This window comes from Marinobacter sp. (assembly GCF_044799475.1).
Taxonomy (GTDB): domain Bacteria; phylum Pseudomonadota; class Gammaproteobacteria; order Pseudomonadales; family Oleiphilaceae; genus Marinobacter.
The window spans coordinates 3,610,217-3,630,504 of the sequence record NZ_CP085217.1 but is presented as its reverse complement, the minus strand read 5'-3'; the positions used below and the strand labels follow the sequence as shown (position 1 = coordinate 3,630,504).

General features: G+C 59.8%; 17 protein-coding genes. 7 read left to right on the top strand and 10 right to left on the bottom strand.

Features of this window, described 5'->3' with window-relative positions; genetic code table 11:
• Positions 1-67: 67 nt before the first annotated feature.
• On the top strand, positions 68-961 hold the full coding sequence (locus LG327_RS16645; protein WP_404363624.1) for a chemotaxis protein: 894 nt from the start codon (positions 68-70) through the stop codon (positions 959-961).
• Positions 962-1,077: 116 nt separating this feature from the next.
• Positions 1,078-1,725, top strand: coding sequence for an OmpA family protein (locus tag LG327_RS16640; protein ID WP_404363622.1), 648 nt, complete (start codon positions 1,078-1,080; stop codon positions 1,723-1,725).
• A gap of 59 nt (positions 1,726-1,784) precedes the next feature.
• Here the strand turns inward: LG327_RS16640 and LG327_RS16635 are convergent, their stop codons facing one another.
• The 9 genes from LG327_RS16635 to LG327_RS16595 form a co-directional block, all read right to left on the bottom strand.
• Positions 1,785-2,651 carry an ABC transporter permease gene (locus tag LG327_RS16635; RefSeq protein ID WP_404363620.1) on the bottom strand — a complete coding sequence of 289 codons (867 nt, stop codon included), beginning with the start codon at positions 2,649-2,651 and terminating at the stop codon, positions 1,785-1,787.
• A gap of 4 nt (positions 2,652-2,655) precedes the next feature.
• The gene (locus LG327_RS16630; RefSeq protein WP_404363618.1) at positions 2,656-3,516 is read right to left on the bottom strand and encodes an ABC transporter permease; all 861 of its coding nucleotides are present in this window, start codon (positions 3,514-3,516) and stop codon (positions 2,656-2,658) included.
• Positions 3,513-4,619 (bottom strand): ABC transporter ATP-binding protein, encoded by a 1,107-nt coding sequence (locus LG327_RS16625; RefSeq protein ID WP_404363616.1) that lies wholly within the window; start codon positions 4,617-4,619, stop codon positions 3,513-3,515. Before LG327_RS16625 ends, LG327_RS16630 begins: the two co-directional genes overlap by 4 nt.
• 81 nt (positions 4,620-4,700) lie before the next feature.
• The gene (locus LG327_RS16620; protein ID WP_404363614.1) at positions 4,701-5,780 is read right to left on the bottom strand and encodes an extracellular solute-binding protein; all 1,080 of its coding nucleotides are present in this window, start codon (positions 5,778-5,780) and stop codon (positions 4,701-4,703) included.
• Between the two features lie 178 nt (positions 5,781-5,958).
• A complete protein-coding gene (locus LG327_RS16615) occupies positions 5,959-9,093 on the bottom strand; it encodes an efflux RND transporter permease subunit (RefSeq protein ID WP_404363612.1) in 3,135 nt (1,044 codons plus the stop codon).
• A 32-nt stretch (positions 9,094-9,125) separates the two neighbouring features.
• Positions 9,126-10,232: an efflux RND transporter periplasmic adaptor subunit gene (locus LG327_RS16610; protein ID WP_404363610.1), complete on the bottom strand. Its 1,107-nt coding sequence runs from the start codon at positions 10,230-10,232 to the stop codon at positions 9,126-9,128.
• Between the two features lie 70 nt (positions 10,233-10,302).
• A complete protein-coding gene (locus tag LG327_RS16605; protein WP_404363608.1) occupies positions 10,303-11,064 on the bottom strand; it encodes a glutamine amidotransferase in 762 nt (253 codons plus the stop codon).
• A 117-nt stretch (positions 11,065-11,181) separates the two neighbouring features.
• Positions 11,182-12,192, bottom strand: a complete 1,011-nt coding sequence (locus LG327_RS16600) for a PA2778 family cysteine peptidase (protein WP_404363606.1) — start codon at positions 12,190-12,192, stop codon at positions 11,182-11,184.
• Positions 12,193-12,213: 21 nt separating this feature from the next.
• Positions 12,214-12,618 carry a PA2779 family protein gene (locus LG327_RS16595; protein WP_404363605.1) on the bottom strand — a complete coding sequence of 135 codons (405 nt, stop codon included), beginning with the start codon at positions 12,616-12,618 and terminating at the stop codon, positions 12,214-12,216.
• Between the two features lie 218 nt (positions 12,619-12,836).
• On the opposite strand from LG327_RS16595, the gene LG327_RS16590 reads away from it, so the two are divergent.
• The 3 genes from LG327_RS16590 to LG327_RS16580 all read left to right on the top strand — a co-directional run bounded on the left by LG327_RS16590 (position 12,837) and on the right by LG327_RS16580 (position 14,989).
• A complete protein-coding gene (locus tag LG327_RS16590) occupies positions 12,837-13,442 on the top strand; it encodes an ATP-binding cassette domain-containing protein (protein WP_404363603.1) in 606 nt (201 codons plus the stop codon).
• A complete protein-coding gene (locus LG327_RS16585) occupies positions 13,442-14,233 on the top strand; it encodes an ABC transporter permease (protein WP_404363601.1) in 792 nt (263 codons plus the stop codon). Before LG327_RS16590 ends, LG327_RS16585 begins: the two co-directional genes overlap by 1 nt.
• A 69-nt stretch (positions 14,234-14,302) precedes the next feature.
• Positions 14,303-14,989, top strand: a complete 687-nt coding sequence (locus LG327_RS16580; protein ID WP_404363599.1) for a hypothetical protein — start codon at positions 14,303-14,305, stop codon at positions 14,987-14,989.
• Between the two features lie 74 nt (positions 14,990-15,063).
• On the opposite strand, the gene LG327_RS16575 is transcribed toward LG327_RS16580, so the two are convergent.
• Positions 15,064-15,597, bottom strand: coding sequence for a YqiA/YcfP family alpha/beta fold hydrolase (locus tag LG327_RS16575; RefSeq protein ID WP_404363597.1), 534 nt, complete (start codon positions 15,595-15,597; stop codon positions 15,064-15,066).
• A 158-nt stretch (positions 15,598-15,755) separates the two neighbouring features.
• On the opposite strand from LG327_RS16575, the gene LG327_RS16570 reads away from it, so the two are divergent.
• The gene (locus tag LG327_RS16570; RefSeq protein ID WP_404363595.1) at positions 15,756-16,955 is read left to right on the top strand and encodes an efflux RND transporter periplasmic adaptor subunit; all 1,200 of its coding nucleotides are present in this window, start codon (positions 15,756-15,758) and stop codon (positions 16,953-16,955) included.
• On the top strand, positions 16,952-20,131 hold the full coding sequence (locus LG327_RS16565; protein ID WP_404363593.1) for an efflux RND transporter permease subunit: 3,180 nt from the start codon (positions 16,952-16,954) through the stop codon (positions 20,129-20,131). Before LG327_RS16570 ends, LG327_RS16565 begins: the two co-directional genes overlap by 4 nt.
• Positions 20,132-20,288 lie beyond the last annotated feature (157 nt).

Below are 20,288 nucleotides of genomic sequence, written 5' to 3'. Positions count from 1 at the left end.
GCCGGAAGCTCGTATCCAGAACAATAACGCAATCCCGGGCCAAACCTGAAAAGGCTGCCAGCATTTTATGTCCAGCAAGACTACTCACGCTCAAAAACTTCTTTTATTCCGCCTGACCGGGGGTAAGCCGTTTGCCCTGGGAACCCTCAAGGTCAGGGAGATCTCGCCTTTCGTCCCCCTGGTCCGAATGCCCCACAGCCATCCGGCCGTAGTAGGTGCCATGACGTTTCGTGGCTCCGCAATCCCCGTTATCGATATGGCCGCTGCCGTTGGTTCTCGCGCTCTTGAGCCGGAGGAACGAAAAACGGGATCCATCATTGTCACGGACATCCAGCGCAGGGAGGTCGGTTTTCTGGTGCGTGGCGTTGATCGAATCGTGGATACGGACTGGAAGAGCGTGACCCCGCCACCTCCGATTCTGGGAGAAAGGGCGTTTGTGACCGGGCTTGTGACCGTGGATGGCGAGACCATTCAGCTGCTGGATGTGGAACTGCTGCTGTCGCTGATTTATCCGGTGGACGGAGACTCTGAAGAGGTTTCTCTGACCGATGTCGAGCGGGAACGTCTGAAATTACTCAACATACTTCTGGTGGATGACTCCCATGTGGCCCGTAAACAGTTGTCGGACGTACTGGACAGCAAGCACATCCCCTATCAGGTCACCACTAACGGCAGTGAAGCGCTGAACATCATGCTGTCCGCGGGGAAGGCCGGGAAGGACATCGACCTGCTGGTCAGCGATATTGAAATGCCCGGTCTTGATGGTTACGAGCTGGCTTTCAATATCCGTGACAACGGGTCCATAAAACAGCCCTACATCATTCTCCACACGTCGCTGAACAGCGAGATGAGCCTGAGTTATGCCAACCAGGTGGGAGCCAACGAGGCGCTCACGAAGTTTGATGCGGAGGAACTGCTCCATGCGATGCTCAGGGGTGCTACCTCGGCAGTGGAGCAGTAGCCGGAGCCCGGTGTGGCTTTAAAGCGGCCTGATAATTCAGTTAGGATGAATGATAAATCATCCGGACGTCCAGATTTCGTCCATTCAGGAATTTCATTCTGAAAGGAGAACCGATTATGAGGAAACTGATAGCCGCCTCCATTCTGTCTTCACTGACACTGGCCGCCTGCACCACGCTTGATCCCTATACCGGAGAAGAAGAAACCTCCAAGGCAGCCACCGGTGCCGCCATCGGCGCGGCCACCGGCGCGGCGGCGGGCGCCATCGCAGATGATGGTGAGGGCGCCCTGAAAGGTGCCGCCGCCGGCGCCGCCGTTGGTGGTGGCATTGGCTATTACATGGACCGCCAGGAGGAAGAGCTTCGTCGCCGGCTGGAAGGCACCGGGGTCCGGGTCAAGCGGGAGGGCGACCGGATCGATCTGATCATGCCGGGCAATGTCACCTTTGCCACCAATCAGTCAACCATTCAGCCGCAGTTTACCGATGTGCTGGAATCCGTGGGGCTGGTGCTTAAGGAATTCGACAAGACAGCCATCCGCATCGGCGGCCACACTGATAGTACGGGTAGCAGCTCTTACAACCAGCTCCTGAGCGAACAGCGTGCCCAGTCAGTTGCAGATTTTCTTCTCAACCAGGGCATTGCCCCCAGGCGCGTGCAGGCCACCGGCTATGGCGAGTCTCAGCCCATCGCCAGCAACGACACCGAAGCCGGCCGTCAGCAGAACCGGCGAGTGGAGCTCAAACTGGTTCCGCAGAAGCAGTAGGCCTGTACTGACTGGCCGGCGCCGGGAGGCTCGGCCAGTTCCTGCTTCCTGTCAGGGAATTATTTATCGGCAGTGTCCTTTCGCGGTTTTCTCAGTGCGACACCCACCAGCACTGCAGACCCCACCATCAGAAGCAGTGCCACCGCATTCAGCACCGGCGTTGAGCCTTCCCTCAGGCGGTTGAACAGGGCTACCGTCAGCGGCGCATCGCTGCCGGTGAGCATGACTGTGGTGTTGAAATTCTCAAAGGACATCAGAAAGGCCATTGCGGCGGCGCCCAGGATTGCCGGCAGCAGCCAGGGCAGGGTGACGGTGAACCAGGCCACCAGCGGCGTGGCTCCGAGGTTCATGGCCGCTTCTTCGAGCTGGATGTCGAATTTGCGCAGCCGGGCCGAGATTACCAGGGTGCAGAGGGTGGTGATGAAGGCGACCTGCCCCATGATCACCAGAGGCAGACCGGGACGGAACATGTCCCATTCCATCCCCCAGTTCTCGGAAACGGCGTTGGCGGTGCCACTGAAGAACACCAGAATGGACACGCCGAGGATTACCCCTGGAATCACCAGGGGCATAAGCATCAGGATGTAAAGAAATTCCTTGCCCGGAAAGCTCATACGCTCGAACAGGATGGCGTTGAGGCATCCCAGCGTAACGCTGACAAGGGTCACCCAGAAGGCCACCGTTGCGCTGACCGCCAGAGCGGAGAGGAGGCTGTCGTCATGGAAAAGCCCGGTGCGGCCGTTGCTGCCGTCTGCGAAAAACCAGTCCCAGGTGAAGCCTTCCCAGGGCAGCGACGGAAAATTGGAGTCATTAAAGGCAAAGGTGGCGGTCACCAGCAACGGCAGGGATACATAAACAAAGAAGGCCACCAGGTAAGCGATATACAGGCGTTTTGACCAGGCCGGACGGGGTACTGAGTGAATCATCAGCCTACCCCATGACCCGGCGGAAGGACTGGCCGCTGAGGCGCAGGCCCAGCCATACCATCACGGATGAAAGGACCAGCAGAAGCACGCCCAGTGCCGCCCCCTGTTCCCAGTTAAACCGGGTAATGAACTGGGTGAAGATCTGCTCGGTAAACCAGGCGCTGTCTTTGCCCCCCATCAGCACCGGCGTCAGATAGCTGCCAAGAGTCAGCATGAAAACGACTATGCATCCGGAGGTGATTCCAGGCATGGCCCAGGGAATGACCACCTGTCGCATGACGGTGGTACTGCTGCCACCCAGATCGTACCCGGCTTCCACAATGGATTCATCCAGCCCGTCCAGAGTGGTGACCAGCGGCACCACCATGAACAGCAGGCCGTTGTAGACCAGGCCGGTCATCACGGCTATGTCGTTGTAAAGCATCTCCACCGGGCCGGCGGCCAGTCCCAGGTATTGCAACCACGAACTGACCAGTCCGCTTTCCCGCAGGAGGATCATCCAGCCATAAGTGCGTACCAGTTCGCTGGCCCAGAAGGGAATCAGGCAGGCGGCAAACAGCAGGCCCTTGTTACGTCCCCGGGCAAGACGGGCGATGTACCAGGCAACGGGAAATGCCACCACCAGGGTAAGGGCGGTGGTGAGGAGCGACATCACGCCGGTCCGCATGAAGGTGCGCCAGTAGTAGGATTCGGAGAAAAAGGCCTGATACTGCGCCAGCCCCCAGACGGAGGTGTCCCATGTTTCCCGCACATGGAGTGAGACCCAGAGCATCTGCAGGTGAGGCACGATCACCAGCAGCAGCATCCACAGCAGAAATGGCGCCAGTAGCAGCCAGAGGGAAAGGCGTCCTGCGGCGGCACTCACGGAGCCGTCCTTGCAAACACCGGCGCCCGTTCCGGATCCCAGCAGACATCAAGCGATACACCGGTGGTATGAGCAGCAAGTCGCCCATCCTGGGGCATGCGGATGTAAAGAGTCTGATTTCCGGCAGAAGTTTCCAGGCGGCTGTTGGCGCCATCGAAAAGCGTGGTGGTGACCCTGGCAGTCAGCCGGGACATCTGCCTGCCATTGTCCTGATCAGACTGCAGGTCAATAACCATGGACTCGGGCCGCACAAATAGATCGACACTGGTGCCAGCCGAGATTCCCGGCCCGACGGCCCGTCCCCGAACTTTCTGTCCGTCTTCCAGGGTCACCTCGGCAATTCCATCCGTAAGGCCGGTTACCCTGCCGGGAAGGCGGTTGTTGTCACCCACGAAACTGGCAACGAAAGGCGTGGCGGGGCTGTGATACAACTCCTCCGGACTTGCTACCTGATCAAACCGGCCCTGGCGCATGACGGCGACCTGGTCTGACATGACAAGGGCTTCAGACTGGTCATGGGTGATATAGACAAAGGTGGTGCCAAAGGACTTCTGGAGGTGTTTGAGCTCCACCTTCATGTGCTCCCGCAGCTTGAGATCCAGCGCACCGAGGGGCTCGTCCAGCAGGAGCAGGGTGGGCTTGAGTACCAGGCAGCGGGCCAGCGCAACCCGCTGGCGCTGGCCCCCGGAAAGCTGTTGCGGGTTACGGTCGGCAAGGCCGGGTAGCCCCACCTGTTCAAGAACGCTGTTAATTCTACTGCGACGCTCCGCCGGGGGTACACGCTGGCGTTGCAGACCGTAGGCGATATTTTCCCCCACCGTCATGGTGGGGAACAGCGCCAGGTGCTGGAATACCATATTGACGGGCCGCCGATTTGGGGGCACATCGTTCATGCGCTCACCCCGGATGTGAATATCGCCGCTGTCGGGCTTTTCGAATCCTGCCAGCATCCTCAGAAGGGTGGTCTTGCCGCAGCCGGAAGGCCCCAGAATCGAGAAAAACTGGCCGGCGGGAATATTCAGGGAGATATGATCGACCGCGGCGGCATCACCAAAGCGGCGAACCAGATCACGGCATTCAAGGTCAGCGGATTCAGTCACCATGGGCGGCATCACTGTGGTTCACGAGGGATTCAGCAACAAAAACGGCCGCGCCCGAAGGCGCGGCCTGACAATGTGCCGGGTTCAGTTGGCGGCCTGAATCCTGTCCAGAACCTGGCCTTCGATGGTTTCCAGACCGGCAGGCACCGGCGGATACCATCGAATGTTATCCAGCGCCTGGACGCTGAAGGTTTGATCGTAGGCCCGACGCAGAGCCGGATCGACGAACGCCTCGCCTCCCTGGGAGGCAGTAAAATTACCCGCTGCTTCGGTGATGCGGGCGGCAACTTCCGGCTGCATTACGAAATTGATCCATCTGTAAGCTGCCTCCTCGTTTTCTCCCTTGCGGGGCAGCGCGAAGGTATCGATCCAGCCCAGCGCGCCTGACTCAGGTGCCACGAACCGGATGGCGGGGTCTTCCTGATAAAGCTTCCAGCCGCCTGCGTCCCAGGCCATGGCCGCTTTTATTTCGCCGGTTCTGAGCAGGGCCAGAAGCTGGTCACCGCCGGTCCAGTAGGTTTTTACGTTGGGCTTGCAGTCGATCAGTTTCTGCTCGACATCCGCCAGGATCTTTTTGTATTGCTCGGTGTCATTGTAGGCCGCAAAAGGGTCATGCCCCATGGCGAAAGCAAAACCGATCAGGGTCGGGCGCTTGAGGCGGTAGCTGACTTCACCGGCAAGTTCCGGCTTGCACAGGTCGGTATAGTCACGGACCTGATCGGCTACGTCTTCATGAACGATCAGACCGCTGGTACCCCAGACTGCGGGTACTCCGTAGACCTTGCCGTCCAGGTCTGTTGCTGTCCGGGTGGCCCTTAGCATGCCGGCCTGAATCTGGTCGGTATCAATCTTCGCCATGTCGATGGGGCGGTAGATGTTGAACTGGCGCTGCACGCCCACGATTCTGTCCTGGCTGGGCTGGGCAAGATCAAAACCGGAACCGCCGGTGGCCCTCAGCTTGGAAATCATGTCTTCGTTGTTGGAGAGGGTCACCTGCACATCGATGCCGGTTTCGTCCTCGAACTGGGCAACTACGTCATCCGGCGCATAGCCGCCCCAGGTGATAAGACGAAGCTCCTCCGCCTGGACCGATCCAATGACGCTGGCGGTCATGACCGCACCCAGCGCCCAGTTGCCTGCCTTGCGAACCCACTGATTACCCATGTCAACTTCCTGTTTGTCAGGTTATGAAAGGTTGTCGCCGCACAGATGCGCGGGCGCTTTTGCTACCTTGGAAACTATAGAAGAGATTTGACAGATTTGTGACAATTCGGCTTACGTTGTGAACAATCAGTGACTGGCGCTGGTGGGCCCTGGACACGCCCTGGCGTACAGCGGGATTTCAGGTTTGCTTCGCCACCCCCATGAATCTCAGAGCAAACACGGTCAGCGATGGCAGGAAGGTCAGCGCCACCACTGCTGTGCCCAGCAGACCGAACAGTACGATGGCTCCCACACCCCGGTACAGCTCGGTGCCTTCCCCGGGGAAGAAGACCAGGGGCGACAGGCCGCAGAGGGTGGTGAGGGTCGACATCACAATCGGCCGCAGACGGGCTTCCACAGCTTCGTTGACGGCTTCCACCACGTCGGTGCCATGCTGCCGCAGGTTCTCTACCGCACGGTGAACAATCAGGATGGGGTTATTCACAACCGTCCCCAGGAGTATCAGGAAGCCCAGCATGGAAATCATGTCAAAGGGCTGATGTATCTCCTCGAGGCCGATCATGGGTAGCAGTTTTCCGATGGTGTTCATCAGCACAAGCCCAACAATGCCACTGGCAATACCCATGGGGATGGTGGTCATGATCAGCAGTGGCAGGCCCCAGTGGGTGAAGATGGCCGTGAGCAGCAGGTATACGATCAGCAGGGCGATGGCGTAATTGCCCATCAGTGCTTCCCGGGTTTCGGTGAGCTGGTCGCTGGCACCGGTCAGTTCGACATTCACATTGGCGGGAATCTTCCCCTGTTCTCTCAGATATTCCAGGACGTCTGTGCGCATTTTCTGCACCCCGGTTTCCAGGGCCACCTGGGCTGGCGGGATGATATTGAGAGTAACCGTGCGCTGGCTGTTGACCCGGCGAACGGTGCTGGTGTCGACAGTTTCCACAATCCTCGCAATGCTGGTCAGGGGGAGGGTGGTCCCATTGGGCGTGTGCACCGGCAGGTCATCAAGTACGGCAAGATCGGCGGCGGGTCCTCCCGGACCGTAGGCAAAGATGTCCACCTTGTCGTCACCAAGAAACAGTTCGTCCAGGAAGGCCCCGTCGGTCAGGGCGGCGACGGTGAGTCCTACCGCTCCGGCGTCCATCCCCAGTTCGGCCGCACGTTTCCAGTCGGGCCTTACTTCCACCAGGGGCTGGGACAGGGTCAGGGTGGTGGGGCGTGTCTGGATTCTGGGTTGCTCAAACACCTCATTGGCTCGGCGGTATATGGCCAGGGACGCCTCATAGATCTCCGGCAATTCCGGCCCCGAGATGTCCAGGCTGACGGCGCGGGTGCCGCCCTGGTTGCCTGTGATGATGGAGCCGCGAGACGCAAATGCGCGCATGCCGGGGTATTCCTCGTATTTCCGGGTGATGGCGGTCATCAGCTCGTCGATCTGACCCGGGTCGGTTGTTTCACTGATGATGCGGAGGCTGCGGGCGTTGAAACTGAGGTTGAGGTAATCCATTGCCGGCACCTCGGTCTCGCCCCGGGCAAATTTTTCCGGATCGTCCCCCACGAAGTCCATGAAGTAATCCTGAATCTCAAGGCCGATGTCGGTCATGGTTTCCAGGTTGTATCCGGGGGGCGCGTTCATGGAGGCGAAGGTCTTGGCTTCCTCGCCCTCGGGGAGATAGGCCGCAGGCGGCGTCAGCACCAGGATGATGAAACCGGCACCCCCGACGGTTGCCAGAATGCAGACCAGCCGGCGAGTCCAGTGGGCGGTCAGCCAGCTTACTCCCGAGGTGATTCCCCGGACCCAGCGGCTGCCCCCTTCCTTCATGGTTCCCCGGATCTCCATATTGGCGGCCAGAGTGGGGATAAGGGTGATTGCTACCAGCATCGACGCCAGGATGGAGGCGGAGATGGCGATGGCGATATCGCCATAGAGCTGGCCGGCTTCGACCTGGAGAAACACGATGGGCAGGAAGACCAGCACCGTGGTCAGGGTCGATGCCAGCACAGCGGGCCATACCTGCCGGACCCCTGTCACTGCCGCTTCAAAGCGCTCGAGGCCGCGTCGGCGCTCACGTTCAATACTCTCCAGCACCACAATGCTGTTGTCGATGGTCATGCCGATGGCGAAGGCCACGCCGGCCAGGGATATGACATTGATGGTCCTGTCCGTGAGCAGCAGGCCCAGGAAGGCCGCGATGGTACAGATGGGAATCCCCACCACACCCACGGCAGTGCCCCGGACCGAGCGCAGGAACAGGAACATCACCAGGGTGGCGAACAAAGCACCGATGGCAAGGTTGGTCCACACATTGGCGATCGAGGCGGAGACATAGACTACGTCATCCGCGGTCAATCCCATCTCCATGCCGGCGGGCCGCAAGACCTGTTCGTTGAGTTCATCCATGGTCGCCATCATGCGTTCCTTGATGTCGATCACGTTGGAGCCCCCAACACGCCTGACCGCCAGGCTTAGCACCGGCTGACCGTTGACGAACGACCGGTCACGCACCTCGTAATGGCTCTGTTCAACTTTGGCCACGTCGCCAAGCGTCAGAATGCGGTCACCCCGCCTGGCCAGCACGAGGTTCTCCAGTTCCGCCGCGTTCTCGAACCGGCCTACGGTGCGCACCAGGTAGCTGCGCTTGCCGGACTCGAGCTCCCCGCCGGAGACGTCCTGGTTTCGTGCCCTCATCCGGTCACGGACATCCATGACGGTCAGGCCGTTCTCCGCCAGTCTGGCGGGATCAAGCAGCACGCGGATCTGGCGCTCGGCGCCGCCACCCAGTTCCACCTGGGATACGCCGGGCACGGTTTCCATGGGCGTGCGGATCCGCTCGTCGATGAAGTCCCGCATCAGATTCATGTCGAGATTGCGGGGGTTGCCAGGCAGGGGCGCCACGCGGAAATACATGAAAGCGTTGGCGGAAAAGGCGGCCGCTATGATCCGGGGCTCGTCCACGTTCAGGGGATAGGAGGGTACCTGGCTCAGGGCGTTGTTCACGCGGATGAGCGTCTCGGTCATGTCTGCGTTGAAGGGGAATTCCAGCTCAATCTCGGCCTGGCCACTGGTACCGTTGGAGATCATGCGCTCAAGGCTGGGAATGTTGCGCAGGTACTCTTCCTGCTCGATCAGAATTTCTTTCTCGATGTCCTGGGGCGTGGCGCCGGGCCAGGTGGTAATCACCGTGACTGTCTGCACCTCAAGGTCCGGAATCATCTGCACAGGTATCTTGAGGGCGGCGGCAATGCCCAGAATACACAGCAGCAGGGTGGCCACCGTGACCAGGACACCATGGCGCACTATGCCCTCAAACATGGGTATTCTCTCTGGCGAGCCTGCGCGGGGGGCTAGTCAACAACCCGAACCTCCTGACCCTCCTGCAGACGGGTGTTGCCCCGCACGATGACCCGGGTTCCGGCGTCCAGTCCCTGTTTCAGGGCAATCTTTTCCCCAAAGGCTGCCCGCACCTCGACCTTGCGTTCCCGGGCCACGGGTTTGCCAGCGGATGTGTCCAGAATCCAGACGGTCGTGCGTCCCGACGCAGAGCGGATAAGGGCGTCCCGGGGAACGGCAACCGCTTCCTGGTCCGTGGTGATACGAAGAGTGCCTTGCGCCGACATACCAGGTGTCATGGCGGCCCCGTTTTCGGGTTTGGCCTGGATAAAAAAGCTCCGGGCATCCGGGTCCGTTACCGGCACAATCCGGATGATCTGACCTGGCACAGGTTCAGGCTGCCCGGGCAGGCGGATTGAAAGGGGCGTGTCCCTGGTCAGGCGCGCAAAGGCTTCCTGGGGTGCGGCGAAGTCAATCCGCACATCGTTCAGATTTACCAGTTCCACAAGACCGGTGCCCGGATCCACCCATTCGCCGGCGGCGGTCATTCTGTGGCTGATGGCTCCATCAAAAGGTGCGGTAATCGTGTGGCGCTCAAGGCGGGTCTGCTGAAGGTTTCTTTCGGCCTGACGCTGGGTGAGCGTCGCGGCAGCGGCTTTTGCGGCGGCACGACGGCTTTCCACTTCGCTTTCGGCAATGCTTTGACGGTTTTCCAGAGACTCAGCTTCCACAAGGCGCCGGCGGGCATCAGCCAATTCGGCTTCCGCCTGGCGCACAGCACCTTTCAGACGGTCCAGCTCATGGCGCGCCAGCTCAGCATCCAGAGTGACCAGCAGGGTTCCCCGGGTCACCCGGTCGCCGGCTTCCACATGTACCTGCTCCACAAGACCACCTACGGAAACGGACACAAGGGAGGTGCGGGGAGCGATTACGGTGCCGGTCAGCGGTACTTCCCTGATGACTGGCATCATCTCAGCTTTATCCACCACCACAGGCACTCCGTCTGATCTCTCGCTCTGCGCCCTGGCCGCAGAAAAGACCGCGATGGAAAAAATCAGTGCAGTGAGCAGCCAACCGGGATTTCTGGCTGTAACCCGAACCGCTTCCGATTTTATCTTCACTCGGTCCCTCCTGTGATGACCACTGCGGAATTCCCCCTTGCTGCCGGATGGCGGGCCATACCCTTTGAAATTACGGTTCTTGCAGTGCAGTGGATTTGCCCTGTGTTCCGTTCTCCCGGGCTTTCAGGCGTACCAGCTCGCCAAACCGCTTCAGCAGACTGGTAGCGGCGGGTGCGGGTCGGACATTTGCCAGAAGCGCATCCGGGTTCTGGCCCTCTTCTTTCAGGGCCGGGGTCTGGGTGCGCAGATAGGCTGTCATGATTTCGGGGCCGAATTCGGGGTGGAACTGCACCCCCCAGGCGCAGGAACCAATACGAAAGGCCTGATTGGGTTCGTTGTCCGAGTGCGCAAGCCGTATGGCATCCTCCGGGAGCCGTAGCGCCGACTGCCGGTGAGTTAGATGCGCTGGAAACCGGTCTGGCAATCCGCTGAACAGAGGGTCCTCTTTCCCCGCTGGTAGCAGGGATACGTCAAAAGTACCGGATTCACGGCCCTGTGGCCGATTGCCGGCCACGCCGCCCAGGGCATGGACAAGCAGCTGGTGGCCATAACAGACCCCAAGCACTGGCACCGATTCACGCACGGCTTTCAGCAGCCAGTCTGCTGTGGCTTCGCTCCATTCTTCCCTGTCCGATACCATGGCCGGCGAGCCTGTAATCACAATGCCATCCCAGTCGCGGGGCGCGCCGGGATCTTCTCCGCCCGCTACGTGAATTACATGGATATCCAGATCCGGGCCCAGGGCGGACCTGAACCAGTCCTCGAAGTCTCCAAACCGGGACTGGATGTGGTCATAGGTCGAGCCAGTTTTGAGCACGGCAAGTTTTTTCAAGACGGCGTCTCCGGATGCAGATGGCTTTTGCATGAGGAGTATACATGGGGTCCGGGGGGGCGAATCAAAGAAGTGCTCGAAGAGGGCAGTGGCGACCTGCTGAACACCGGCTACCCGTCAGAGGGGGCAATCCACAGCCGGGCAATGTTCAGAAATGTCCGCAGGCGCGGTAGCAGCGGGTGGTGGGAACAGCGAGGGCCTGATTCTGTGGGCGCACTGGGCAGCCGCAGCGGCCGCCGGTTCGCAGCCCTGTTTGATAAGGGACTGGCCCAGGTTGTGCCACCCTGCGGCAAGTTCGGGGAATTTTGAGGTGAGCCTCAGATAATGTCCGGTTGCCTGGGTCCAGGCACCGGCCTGCCAGGCAATGTTGCCCTGGCCCATGATGGCCGCAGGCTGATCCGGCCAGGCCTGCTCCGCAGCCCTGTAGGCTTTGCTGGCGGCCTCGTCGTGGCCGGTCGTTTCCAGGTCATTGACTGCCATCAGGTAATCGATAGGGTCTGCGGTGGCGGGCAGGTTCCCTGGCGGAAGCATGACCACTGCCCAGTTTTCAGTCCGGTTCCAGGTGGCCATGAACACTTCCACCGCCTCTTCGTGAAGTTCGCTGGTGCCGGTATGAAGAATGATGTTGCGCCTGTCCTGGTCAAACCCCGTCACTACGGCAAAATGCCATTGCGGCCACCAGTTGAAGCGCAGGTTCTGCATGACCAGCACCGGGTTGCCTGCGGCTACTTCCGTGAGCAGGCTCTGCAGTGAACCGTCGAGCTTATAGACCACCATGCCGTGGCTGCGACCCGCGGCGACCAGTTCCATCTGAAGGCTGCCTTCGCGGCCCGGAAGGTAGACAAGGTCTTTCAGCTCATCGGGCTGGGTGGAGAGCCCCTGGGCGTTAAGCACCATGGCAAGGGAAGCTGGCCCGCACTGGTAGAGTTCCTGGGCGTAAAAAGGGACCTGTTCCAGGATCATTCTCTGGTTGAGATCGAATTCGGATGTTGTGGATGTAATGGCTTGGGATGGCGCAGTAGAAGGTGCATCTGGCCACTGGGGCCTGTTTGCACAGCCGCTGAGAATCACCGCCAGCATGAGGCTGGCGGTGATTGCGGTTGCCCGCTTAAAGCCCGGCAAAGACATGATTATGTCGGTCCCGGCCAGTTACCTTATGCAGTTGATAAACGGATAGATGTTTGTTGCGCAAAGAATGTCGGTGATGACGAACACCAGCAGGAAGAGCACAATTATGCCCACCACGCTGTTCTGACCAACTGGTGCTTCGGCCAGTTGCTGTTCAAAGGCTGACAGTTCCGCGGGCGTCAGGTTCTGGATGCGTTTCTCTACATCCGCCTGGCTTACGCCCATTTCCGCCAGCTTGTCTTTTACGTCCTGCTGTTCAAGCATGTTCAGGAGAGAGGCGCGGTCGACTTCAACCCGTTGCTCGCTCAGAAGTTCCCCGGTTCCCACTACGCTTGCGACGGCGGGAGATGCCCAGACGCTAGCCAGGGTCATCAGGATAGCCATGAAAAAAGCTGTAAATCTCAGTTTTGTCCGAATCGTCTGCATTTCAGGCTCCTGTTATCTGTTGTTTTCGGCCACCGGAATCCGTTGATCACCGGCACCGTCGGATAGTAGAACACACTGGCTCTGAATAACATAAGAATGCCTTGAGCGTACAAACACATACGGGAAAGTGTCAGTCATGATAAATAGCCGCGAATTGGCTTCAGGGTAAATCGTGTGCATCATGACATTACTGACCTGACCCTAAGGATGTATCTTCGTTGCGCTCCGCCCAAACACTTTGCCTGGACAATGTTTCCATCGGGGAGCCGGGTCCCATATCCCTTTCGATTGCAGCGGGTGAGGTGGTGTGCCTTTCCGGTCGCTCGGGCAGCGGCAAGACTCGGCTCCTGCGTGCCGTAGCCGATATTGAGGCCCATGCCGGACAGGTGTTCCTTGGTAACACTGAACAGTTATCGATGCCCGGCCATGAGTGGCGTCGCCGGGTCATGCTGGTGCCCGCAGAAAGTCAGTGGTGGTCAGATCGGGTAGGAGATCATTTTCCCGGCTCAGAGGCTATTTCGGGGCTGTCGGAACTGGGGTTTGATCCGGACGTAATGGATTGGTCCGTGAGCCGCCTTTCGTCCGGTGAAAAACAGCGCCTCGCCCTTCTTCGCGCTCTGGCGGCTCGGCCGCTGGCCTTGCTGCTCGATGAGCCCACCGCCAACCTGGACCCGGAAACGACCGAAACGGTTGAGAAGTGGCTGCTTTCGGAAATACGCAGCCGCGGTATGCCGGTGATCTGGGTCGCCCACGACACCGGACAGATCCATCGCGTGGCCGACCGTGCCTTTTATCTGAATGGTCATTCTCTGGAGGCACGCTGATGGAGGTGATAGATCTGGCATGGTGGAAGCTGGCGCTGGCAGCGCTGCTTCTGCTTCTTCTCGCGTTGTGCGTCCATCTGGCGCGACTCGGCATCACCAGAAGCCTTGTTGTTGCCGGAGTGCGAACTGCCGTCCAGCTAACCCTGATCGGGCTGGTTCTGGAGGTACTGTTTGCCACTTCCGACCTCTTGTGGATTGTGCTTATGGCCTTCGCCATGCTGCTTGTGGCGGGGCGGGAAGTCATGGCCCGGCAACAGCGGCGGCTTTCCGGTGGCTGGGCCTTTGGGGTCGGAACCGGCGCCATGTTCCTGTCGTCCTTCACCGTGACGGTGCTTGCCCTAACGGTTGTCATCGGACCCGAGCCCTGGTATTCACCTCAGTACGCGATCCCCCTGCTGGGGATGATGCTGGGCAACACCATGACCGGGGTTGCCCTGAGTCTGGACAGGCTCACCGAATCGATCTGGCGCCAGCGCGCGGTGATCGAAAACCGCCTGATGATGGGGCAGACGTGGCGGGAGGCAGTGGGAGACATCCGTCGTGACGCCATGCGGGGCGGTATGATTCCTTCCATCAATGCCATGGCGGCGGCGGGCATCGTCAGCCTTCCGGGCATGATGACCGGTCAGATACTCGCTGGCAGCCCACCGGCGGTCGCCGTGAAATACCAGATCCTCGTGATGTTCACGATCACCGTAGGCACCGGTTTCGGCGCCCTGATGGCGGTGTCGGTGGGCAGTCGGCGCCTGTTCGACGGGCGCGAGCGACTGCGCCTGGATCGCCTGGTCTGAGAAATCTTTTGGTGCCCGCCACAATATGGCAGGGTAATCGTCCACCATTGCACAAAATGAACTGGCCAGATGCGAATCCGAATTACACATCAGAAGATCACTCTTTCTCTGCAGTTGATCCTGCTGGCCGAGGCTGGCTTTGCCGTCTGGAGTCAGCAGTGGCTAACGGCTTTTCTGAGCGTCGCCATCATCCTGGCTACTCTGCTGCCACTGGTCATCGAAAGGCGCTTCCGGATCTACATTCCACCGCAGTTTCAGCTGCTGGCCATCGTCTTCGTGTTTGCTGCCCTGTTCCTGGGGGAGATACATGGCTATTACACCCGCTTCTGGTGGTGGGATATCGCGCTGCATACCACATCGGGCTTCCTGCTGGGCATAGTTGGTTTCCTTCTCGTGCACGTCCTCAACGAGACGGAAAATCTGGATATTCACATGAAGCCGGGCTTTGTCGCGTTTTTCGCTTTTTTATTCGCTCTGGGATTCGGGGCGCTCTGGGAAATCTTCGAGTTTGCCATGGATAGCCTGGCCGGCATGAATATGCAGAAAGCCATGCTGGGTGACCCCTCGGGCCTCACCGACACCATGTGGGATCTGATTGTTGATGCCCTTGGAGCGCTGGTAATTTCGGTGCTGGGATTCCGATACCTGAAGCAGGGGCATCGGCAATCGTTCCTGGAACGATGGATCAGGATATTTGTAGAGCATAACCCGCGGTTTTTCGTCCGGGATGAGGACAAAGAAGAGAACAGGGGGTAGATCTGACTGTCGCCAGGTGGTTCTGCCAGGTGAACGAGACAAACACCCCCTAATGGTGTTCATGGGGGGCCGACTTAATCTTCGCCCCCAAGACAGCGATGCATGAACAGGCGGAATTCCGCCACAATCCGGTTCAGGCTGTCCGCCAGCCGGTGGCCATCCGCCAGCATCAGAATGGACAGGTTCTGTTTTTGCGCCAGTTCAATGACAGGCATGGGTTCCACCACATCGTCCTGCCAGCCATGAATGATCTGGGTCTGGCTGGCCTGAATTTCCGGGTGGGAGTCGGGGTAACGGGGCATGGCCAGAGCCGGCGCCAGCAGGAAACAGCCCAGTACTGGTGTCCGGGCGCTGGTTTCGGCGCACACCCAGCCGCCCATGCTGGAGCCCACGAGAATCGTAAATTCCGGCTCGGCGCCGGCTGAATCCATCGCCTGTTGCATCTGTTTGAGGCGAACAGCCGGGTCCATGATCCCTCGATGATCCAGCGCCAGCGCCTCGATGTCTGGAAAGTGTTCTGCTTCGGCTTTCAGTGCCTGGATTTTGGTGCTGTCGGGGCCGCTTTCCAGGCCGTGGGAAAGAAAGACGTGAATCTTTTTCTGGCTCATGTGGTCTCCGGTGCCATGAAGGGCAGACGTAGCGTCAACGATGCAGTAAAAGGAGCCCTCCCGTCCAGCACCCGATATTTTGTCCCTGCGTCAGGAATGGGTATGCTCAGTGAACAAGCGCGAGTACGAATGACCCCATAAAAAGGAGGCCACCAACAATGCCTGCAGGCAGGGAAGGATCCCAATCCCCGGAACGTAAATCCCGGTTCATCTGGGGTCTTGCCGGGCTTGCGGTTCTTGTCCTGGGGCTGCTGGTATTCTGGCTCCTGCAGGCGCTGGCCCCCCGGCCTGAGGCTGAGCCTCCCGAGCTGGCACCTCTGGCCGAATTTGCGCCAGTCGAGCCGGTTGGGAGCAGACTTGCCCTTCCTGTAGAAGGGTTCGTCCGGGCCCGTGCCCGGATATCCCTCGTCAGTGAAGTCAGCGGCCGGATTACCCAGGTGGCCGAGGGGCTGGTAAGCGGCGGCCGGTTCAGGGAAGGGGATTTGCTGGTACAGATCGACAGGGAGCCCTTTGAGGCAGATGTCGCTGATGCCAGGGCCTCTGTCAGCCGTGCCGAGGCTGAGCTCAAAAATGCCCGGGACCAGCTTGCTCGCATCCGTAAGCTTGAAACCAGGGACTTCAGCGCTGAGGCCCAGCTGGACGATGCCGAAGTCAACGAACAACGTGCAGCAAGCGCCCTGGAGCAGGCCAGGGCGAACCTTGCGAATGCCCGCATACGCCTCGACGACACCCGTATTCATGCTCCTTTCGACAGTGAAATCATCGCCGAGGAGGCTTCCCTCGGCCGGTTCGTCAGCCCGGGCGAGGAAATCGCCCAGCTGTTTGCCACAGACTTCGGTGAAATCAGGGTCGGCCTGTCTCTGAATGAAGCTGCCCTGGTAGCGAGGGCCAATGGCAGGGCAGGTTATTCCGACCTGGTCGGGACGGCTGCGGAGGTTCGTGTCTCATCCGCGGATACTGCTGCGGCCTACGAAGGTTTTGTGGCCCAGGTGGAGCCGGCGGTGGACCGGCAGGCCCGCACGGTAAATCTTGTGGTGCGGGTGGACGGGGCCTTCACTCCGGATGGAGACCGGCCCCGGCTTCTGCTGGATGATCTGGTTGATGTGCGGCTGGAACTGACGGGGCGCAGTGACTGGTGGCATATCCCCGCCACCGCGCTGAAGCAGCCGGGGCGGGTGTGGCGTCTCAGGGAGGACCAGACCCTTGAACCCATCGATGTCGAGGTTCTTTTCCGACCAGATGACCGGGCTGTGATTCAGACCGGACAACTGGGGCCGGAGGACCGGCTGCTTCTGACCGACCTTGCGAGCCCGGTGGCAGGCCTGGAGGTACGACCCAGGGAGCGAGATCAGGAATGAACGCGCTGATCAATGCGATGGGACGCTCCCGCGTCGCCGCCAACCTTCTCCTTATCGGCATTCTGGCTGCCGGCATCTCTGCGCTCTACAACACTACAGTGCGCCTCTTCCCGGAGATCGAGGTCGAGCAGATCATGGTCACCGTGCCCTTTCCAGGTGCCACTCCGGATGAGGTGGAGCAGTCGATCGTGAAGCCGATTGAAGAGAGGGTTGAAGGCCTCGAGGACGTCCGCAAGATTCGATCCACGGCAGCGCCAGATGTGGGACAGGTGCTGATTTTTCTTTACCAGGGCGTCAATGTGTCGGAAGCCCTGGACGAGGTAAAATCCGAGATCGACCGCATCCTGGTGTTTCCCGAAGGAGCGGAGGAACCGGAAGTGGTCAGGGTCGAGCCGCAGGAACAGGTTCTGCAGATTGCCCTGTCTGCTGACCTGCCGCCGACCGATGCCAGCGTCAAGACCCTCAAGGAAATTGCCGATCGGGCCCGGGATGAAATTACCCGCCTGCCGGGGGTTTCCCAGGCAGAGCTGAGCGGTGTGGCGGACTACCAGATCTCCATTGCGATTCCCCGCCAGACCCTGAAAGCCCATCACACCAGCCTTGTTGAGGTGGCGGACATTGTGGGAAATCAGAGTCTTGAGCTTTCCGCGGGGGAAATCGAGTCACCACGGGACCGGTTACTGGTGCGAACTCTTGGTGAGAACCGCACGGGGGAAGAATTTGGCGAGATCGTGCTGTTTACCGGGGAGAGCGGCGCTGCAACCCGCGTGCGGGATCTCGGAGAAGTGATCGATGGCTTTGAGGATACGCCTGTTACTACCCGCGTTGATGGCAAGCCAGCGGTGCTCGTTACCATCTTTCGGACCGGCGACGAGCAGATTCTGGAAGTTATTGACCAGGTGGAAAATTATCTTTCCGGCCGACTCTCTCCCCAGCTTCCTGAGACAGTCTCGGTTCAGGTATGGCGGGACGATGCCAGGCCGCTTGAAAACCGCATCCAGCTGCTGATCAGGAATGGCGCATTGGGCATCTGTCTTGTGGTCCTCATCCTCGCCCTGTTTCTTGATCTCAGAGTGGCGGCCTGGGTTGCGGTGGGGATATTCGCCTCTTTCGTTGGGGCCTTCGGATTGATGGCGGTGTTCGGGATCAGCATTAATGCCCTGTCCCTGTTCGGCTTCATCCTGGCGATTGGCATCGTGGTGGACGACGCCATTGTGGTGGGGGAGAACGCCCACAGCCATCACCAGCGGCGTGGCGGTGAAAAAAGCGACAGCTCCGGACTGGACCGGGCGATCGAAGCGGCCCAGAGGGTTTCGCGGCCGGTTTTCTTTGCGGTCAGCACCACCATCATTGCCTTTGTTCCGCTTCTCTTTCTGCCCGGTCTGGCGGGCCAGTTCGTCAATAACATTGCTGCCATTGTGATTTTTACCCTGGTGCTGTCCCTCACTGAATCCTTCTTCGTGCTGCCCCATCATCTGGCCGGTGTTCGCCCGGAGGCGCCACGGCGTTTCTCCCCCCGGCGGTTTTCCGAATCCGTGCGACACAGGGTTGATAATGCCCTTCACCGGTTCGTGCGCGGTCCGCTGCGCCAGGCCGTGAGTTTCACTGTGGGCCATCCGCTGTTTACAGTTGCCTGTGCCACAGCACTCCTGCTGGCGGCTGGCGGTCTGCTGGCGGGGGGCTACGTCAAATTTGTATTCTTTCCCCAAATTGAAGGCAACTATGTCACGGCCACCCTGGAAATTCCCCAGAACTCGCCGGAATTACTGACCCTTGAAACGGCCCAGCGACTGGAGACAGCCATTGATAGAGCCGCCGGAGAAATTGCTGACCGTCATGGAATCCAGGTTGCAGAGGTAGTCAGCGGCAGTCTGATAACTGTGGGGCGCCCGGCCCGGAGCAATGAGCCAGGGCAGGAGCGGCGTGTTGGCGCCAAAGCAAATTTGGCCACGGTGACGGCCAGGATCATGGACGCAGACATCCGTTCCTTTGAAGCTGTCGAGTTCGAGGACGCCTGGCGGCAGGCCGCACCGGAGATAGCCGGGGCCCGCCAGCTGTCCTTTTCCTCAAGTCTGGTGGATGTGGGTGCCCCGGTTGCCCTTGAAATATCCGCGAACAGTGAAAGTACGGTGAATGAAGTTGTGGAGGCCATGCGTCAGGAGCTTGGCAGCATTGAGGGGGTATATGAAATCCGGGATGACCGGTTCCGAACCACTGATGAGATTGCCCTTGAACTCAAGCCGGAAGCACGGCGCTATGGTGTCACCCTGAGCCAGCTGGCCAGGAGCGTTCGGGCAGCCGTATTCGGCGCCGAAGCAGTGCGGGTCCAGCGGGGCAGGGAGGAAGTGGTGGTGCGGGTCCGGCTCCCGGAACATCAGCGTGACAGTCTGGGTGATCTGGAGGCCTATGAAATTGCAGTACCTGGGGGTTACATCCCGCTGGGGATGGTGGCAGAGCTGGAGCGCCGTCCTGCCCCTGCCCGGATCGACCGTCTTGATGGTCGGCGCATCACCACTGTGTACGCGGACACCAATCCGGACATAACTACGGGGGGAGAGGCTACAGCCCACATTCTTTCCAGTGTCCTGCCCGGGCTCCAGGCAAAGCACCCGGATCTGCGGGTGACCGTTGGCGGGGAGCAGGAAGAGCAGGGCCGCACCACCCCGGCGCTGGCGAGCAATTTTCTGCTCGCCCTGTTTGCCATATACGCGCTTATGGCGCTGGCCTTTAATGCCTACACCAGGCCTTTCATTCTTCTTCTGACCATTCCTTTCGGATTTATCGGGGCGCTGGCAGGGCACATGCTGCTTGGACTCAATCTCACCATGCTGAGCCTGTTCGGCATCGTCGGATTGTCCGGCGTGATCATCAACGACGCCCTGCTGATGCTGGATTTTGTCGGTGAGAAGCGCCGTCAGGGGATGGCCGCGGCGGAAGCCATCATCGAGTCTGCTCTTGATCGGTTCCGTCCCATCCTGCTTACTTCACTGACTACCTTCTTCGGGGTTTTCCCCCTGATTCTGGAGCGCAGCGTGCAGGCAAAATTCCTGATTCCCACTGCGGTGAGCCTGGGCTTCGGCATTCTGTTTGGAACCTTCCTGTTGATGCTGCTGGTGCCCGCGCTGGCCATACTCCACAGCCAGTTGACAGAGAATGGGCGAGCACCACAGGCCTGATGGCGGAAATGCTCTGTGGATAGTCTGATCCTTTTAGCAGCGCATCTCCTGGCGCGTCGCTTTTATGCTGGTTGAAAAGCCGGGAAATAAATATTCCGGCACAGGCAGGGCAATCTTGCAAATTCCTGCACCTCCGTGGTGCAATCAGCCGGCTTTC

What these genes read in the sequence shown, in the direction of transcription:
- LG327_RS16645 (WP_404363624.1), top strand. Translation starts at nt 68, where the DNA reads ATGTCCAGCAAGACTACTCACGCTCAAAAACTTCTTTTATTCCGCCTG.
- LG327_RS16640 (WP_404363622.1), top strand. Translation starts at nt 1,078, where the DNA reads ATGAGGAAACTGATAGCCGCCTCCATTCTGTCTTCACTGACACTGGCC.
- LG327_RS16635 (WP_404363620.1), bottom strand. Translation starts at nt 2,651, where the DNA reads ATGATTCACTCAGTACCCCGTCCGGCCTGGTCAAAACGCCTGTATATC.
- LG327_RS16625 (WP_404363616.1), bottom strand. Translation starts at nt 4,619, where the DNA reads ATGGTGACTGAATCCGCTGACCTTGAATGCCGTGATCTGGTTCGCCGC.
- LG327_RS16620 (WP_404363614.1), bottom strand. Translation starts at nt 5,780, where the DNA reads ATGGGTAATCAGTGGGTTCGCAAGGCAGGCAACTGGGCGCTGGGTGCG.
- LG327_RS16615 (WP_404363612.1), bottom strand. Translation starts at nt 9,093, where the DNA reads ATGTTTGAGGGCATAGTGCGCCATGGTGTCCTGGTCACGGTGGCCACC.
- LG327_RS16600 (WP_404363606.1), bottom strand. Translation starts at nt 12,192, where the DNA reads ATGTCTTTGCCGGGCTTTAAGCGGGCAACCGCAATCACCGCCAGCCTC.
- LG327_RS16595 (WP_404363605.1), bottom strand. Translation starts at nt 12,618, where the DNA reads ATGCAGACGATTCGGACAAAACTGAGATTTACAGCTTTTTTCATGGCT.
- LG327_RS16585 (WP_404363601.1), top strand. Translation starts at nt 13,442, where the DNA reads ATGGAGGTGATAGATCTGGCATGGTGGAAGCTGGCGCTGGCAGCGCTG.
- LG327_RS16580 (WP_404363599.1), top strand. Translation starts at nt 14,303, where the DNA reads ATGCGAATCCGAATTACACATCAGAAGATCACTCTTTCTCTGCAGTTG.
- LG327_RS16575 (WP_404363597.1), bottom strand. Translation starts at nt 15,597, where the DNA reads ATGAGCCAGAAAAAGATTCACGTCTTTCTTTCCCACGGCCTGGAAAGC.
- LG327_RS16570 (WP_404363595.1), top strand. Translation starts at nt 15,756, where the DNA reads ATGCCTGCAGGCAGGGAAGGATCCCAATCCCCGGAACGTAAATCCCGG.
- LG327_RS16565 (WP_404363593.1), top strand. Translation starts at nt 16,952, where the DNA reads ATGAACGCGCTGATCAATGCGATGGGACGCTCCCGCGTCGCCGCCAAC.